The organism is Liquorilactobacillus vini DSM 20605 (assembly GCF_000255495.1).
Lineage (GTDB): Bacteria > Bacillota > Bacilli > Lactobacillales > Lactobacillaceae > Liquorilactobacillus > Liquorilactobacillus vini.
Genome location: NZ_AHYZ01000022.1, coordinates 1 through 3,115 on the forward strand (window position 1 = coordinate 1; position 3,115 = coordinate 3,115).

1 rRNA gene is annotated in these 3,115 nt (G+C 49.3%); it reads right to left on the reverse strand.

Annotation, left to right across the window (positions count from 1 at the left end):
- Window positions 1–67: 67 nt before the first annotated feature.
- Window positions 68–2,983, reverse strand: a 23S ribosomal RNA gene (locus ON15_RS00910).
- Between the last annotated feature and the right edge of the window lie 132 nt (window positions 2,984–3,115).

Sequence of the window (3,115 nt, forward strand, 5' to 3'; positions counted from 1 at the left end):
TTTGAGAAAAACTTGTTCCCTCAAAACCAGCTAATATCCTCTTCCCCTTAAACACTGCGTCTCTTCTTTGGTTAAGTCTTCGACCGATTAGTACTGGTCCGCTCCATGCATCGCTGCACTTCCACTTCCAGCCTATCTACCTGATCTTCTCTCAGGGGCCTTATTTCCTACGGAATGGGAAATCTTATCTTGAGGTGAGTTTCGCACTTAGATGCTTTCAGCGTTTATCTCATCCACACTTAGCTACCCAGCTATGCTCTTGGCAGAACAACTGGTACACCAGCGGTGTGTCCATCCCGGTCCTCTCGTACTAAGGACAGATCCTCGCAAATTTCCTACGCCCGCGACGGATAGGGACCGAACTGTCTCACGACGTTCTGAACCCAGCTCGCGTACCGCTTTAATGGGCGAACAGCCCAACCCTTGGGACCGACTACAGCCCCAGGATGCGATGAGCCGACATCGAGGTGCCAAACCTCCCCGTCGATGTGGACTCTTGGGGGAGATAAGCCTGTTATCCCCAGGGTAGCTTTTATCCGTTGAGCGATGGCCCTTCCATACGGAACCACCGGATCACTAAGCCCGACTTTCGTCCCTGCTCGAATTGTAACTCTCGCAGTCAAGCTCCCTTCTGCCTTTACACTCTGTGAATGATTTCCAACCATTCTGAGGGAACCTTTGGGCGCCTCCGTTACCTTTTAGGAGGCGACCGCCCCAGTCAAACTGCCTACCTGACACTGTCTCTCGCCAAGTTGATTGGCGCAGGTTAGAGTGTTCATTCAACGAGGGTAGTATCCCACCAATGCCTCCGCCGAGACTAGCGTCCCGGCTTCTATGGCTCCTACCTATCCTGTACAAGTTAAACAAACACCCAATATCAAGCTACAGTAAAGCTCCATGGGGTCTTTCCGTCCTGTCGCGGGTAACCCGCATCTTCACGGGTATTATAATTTCACCGAGTCTCTCGTCGAGACAGTGCCCAGATCGTTACGCCTTTCGTGCGGGTCGGAACTTACCCGACAAGGAATTTCGCTACCTTAGGACCGTTATAGTTACGGCCGCCGTTTACTGGGGCTTCAATTCTGAGCTTCGCCGAAGCTAACCCATCCTCTTAACCTTCCAGCACCGGGCAGGCGTCAGCCCCTATACTTCATCTTACGATTTTGCAGAAACCTGTGTTTTTGATAAACAGTCGCCTGGGCCTTTTCACTGCGGCTGAGCTTACGCTCAGCACCCCTTCTCCCGAAGTTACGGGGTCATTTTGCCGAGTTCCTTAACGAGAGTTCTCTCGCTCACCTGAGGATTCTCTCCTCGACTACCTGTGTCGGTTTGCGGTACGGGCAGCTTTGATCTCACTAGAAGCTTTTCTCGGCAGTGTGACATCAGCACCTTCACTACTTAAATTTCGCTACTCATCACAGCTTGTCCTGAAATAAGCAAGCATTTGACTCGCTTAAAGACTGGCTGCTTGAACACACCTCCAACAGTGTGCGTGCTTAGCCTCCTGCGTCCCTCCATCGTTCAAACAATCATTGCTGGTACAGGAATCTCAACCTGTTATCCATCGCCTACGCCTTTCGGCCTCAGCTTAGGTCCCGACTAACCCTGGGTGGACGAGCCTTCCCCAGGAAACCTTAGTCATTCGGTGGACAGGATTCTCACCTGTCTTGCGCTACTCATACCGGCATTCTCACTTCTAAGCGCTCCACCAGTCCTTGCGATCTGGCTTCACCGCCCTTAGAACGCTCTCCTACCACGCAGCCTAACGGCTGCATCCACAATTTCGGTAATATGTTTAGCCCCGGTACATTTTCGGCGCAGGGTCACTCGACTAGTGAGCTATTACGCACTCTTTAAATGGTGGCTGCTTCTGAGCCAACATCCTAGTTGTCTATGCAACTCCACATCCTTTTCCACTTAACATATATTTAGGGACCTTAATTGGTGGTCTGGGCTGTTTCCCTTTCGACTACGGATCTTATCACTCGCAGTCTGACTCCCGAAGATAAATCAATGGCATTCGGAGTTTATCTGAATTCAGTAACCCAGGATGGGCCCCTAGTTCAAACAGTGCTCTACCTCCATGATCCTTACTTCGAGGCTAGCCCTAAAGCTATTTCGGAGAGAACCAGCTATCTCCAAGTTCGTTTGGAATTTCTCCGCTACCCACATCTCATCTCAGCATTTTTCAACATACACGAGTTCGGTCCTCCAGTGCGTTTTACCACACCTTCAACCTGGACATGGGTAGGTCACCTGGTTTCGGGTCTACGTCTACTTACTTATTCGCCCTCTTCAGACTCGCTTTCGCTACGGCTCCGTTATTTCCAACTTAACCTTGCAAGCAAACGTAACTCGCCGGTTCATTCTACAAAAGGCACGCTATCACCCGTTAACGGGCTCTAACTACTTGTAGGCACATGGTTTCAGGAACTATTTCACTCCCCTTCCGGGGTGCTTTTCACCTTTCCCTCACGGTACTGGTTCACTATCGGTCACTAGGTAGTATTTAGCCTTGGGAGATGGTCCTCCCGGATTCCGACGGAATTTCACGTGTTCCGCCGTACTCAGGATCCTGAACTGAGAGAGTTTGATTTAATCTACGGGGCTGTCACCCACTTTAGCTGACCTTCCCAGGTCATTCGACTATCAAACTCCTTGGTAACTCAAATGTTCAGTCCTACAACCCTAGGAAGCAAGCTTCCTAGTTTGGGCTTTTCCCTCTTCGCTCGCCGCTACTGGGGGAATCGAAATTTTTTTCTTTTCCTGCAGGTACTTAGATGTTTCAGTTCCCTGCGTTTACCTCCAACTAGTCTATGAATTCAACTAGCGGTAATAGCTAATTACAACTATTGGGTTGCCCCATTCGGAAATCTTCGGATCACAGCTTACTTACAGCTCCCCGAAGCATATCGGTGTTAGTGCCGTCCTTCATCGGCTCCTAGTGCCAAGGCATCCACCATGCGCCCTTAATAACTTAACCTAATTTTACCTAACGGTAAAACGGTTATGAGTTTGCGTTAAGAACTTTTTTCTTGTTTTAAACTCTTTAAAACGCGGTGTTCTCGGTTTAATAAAAATTAAAAAAGATATTATCTGGTTTTCAAAGAACAAA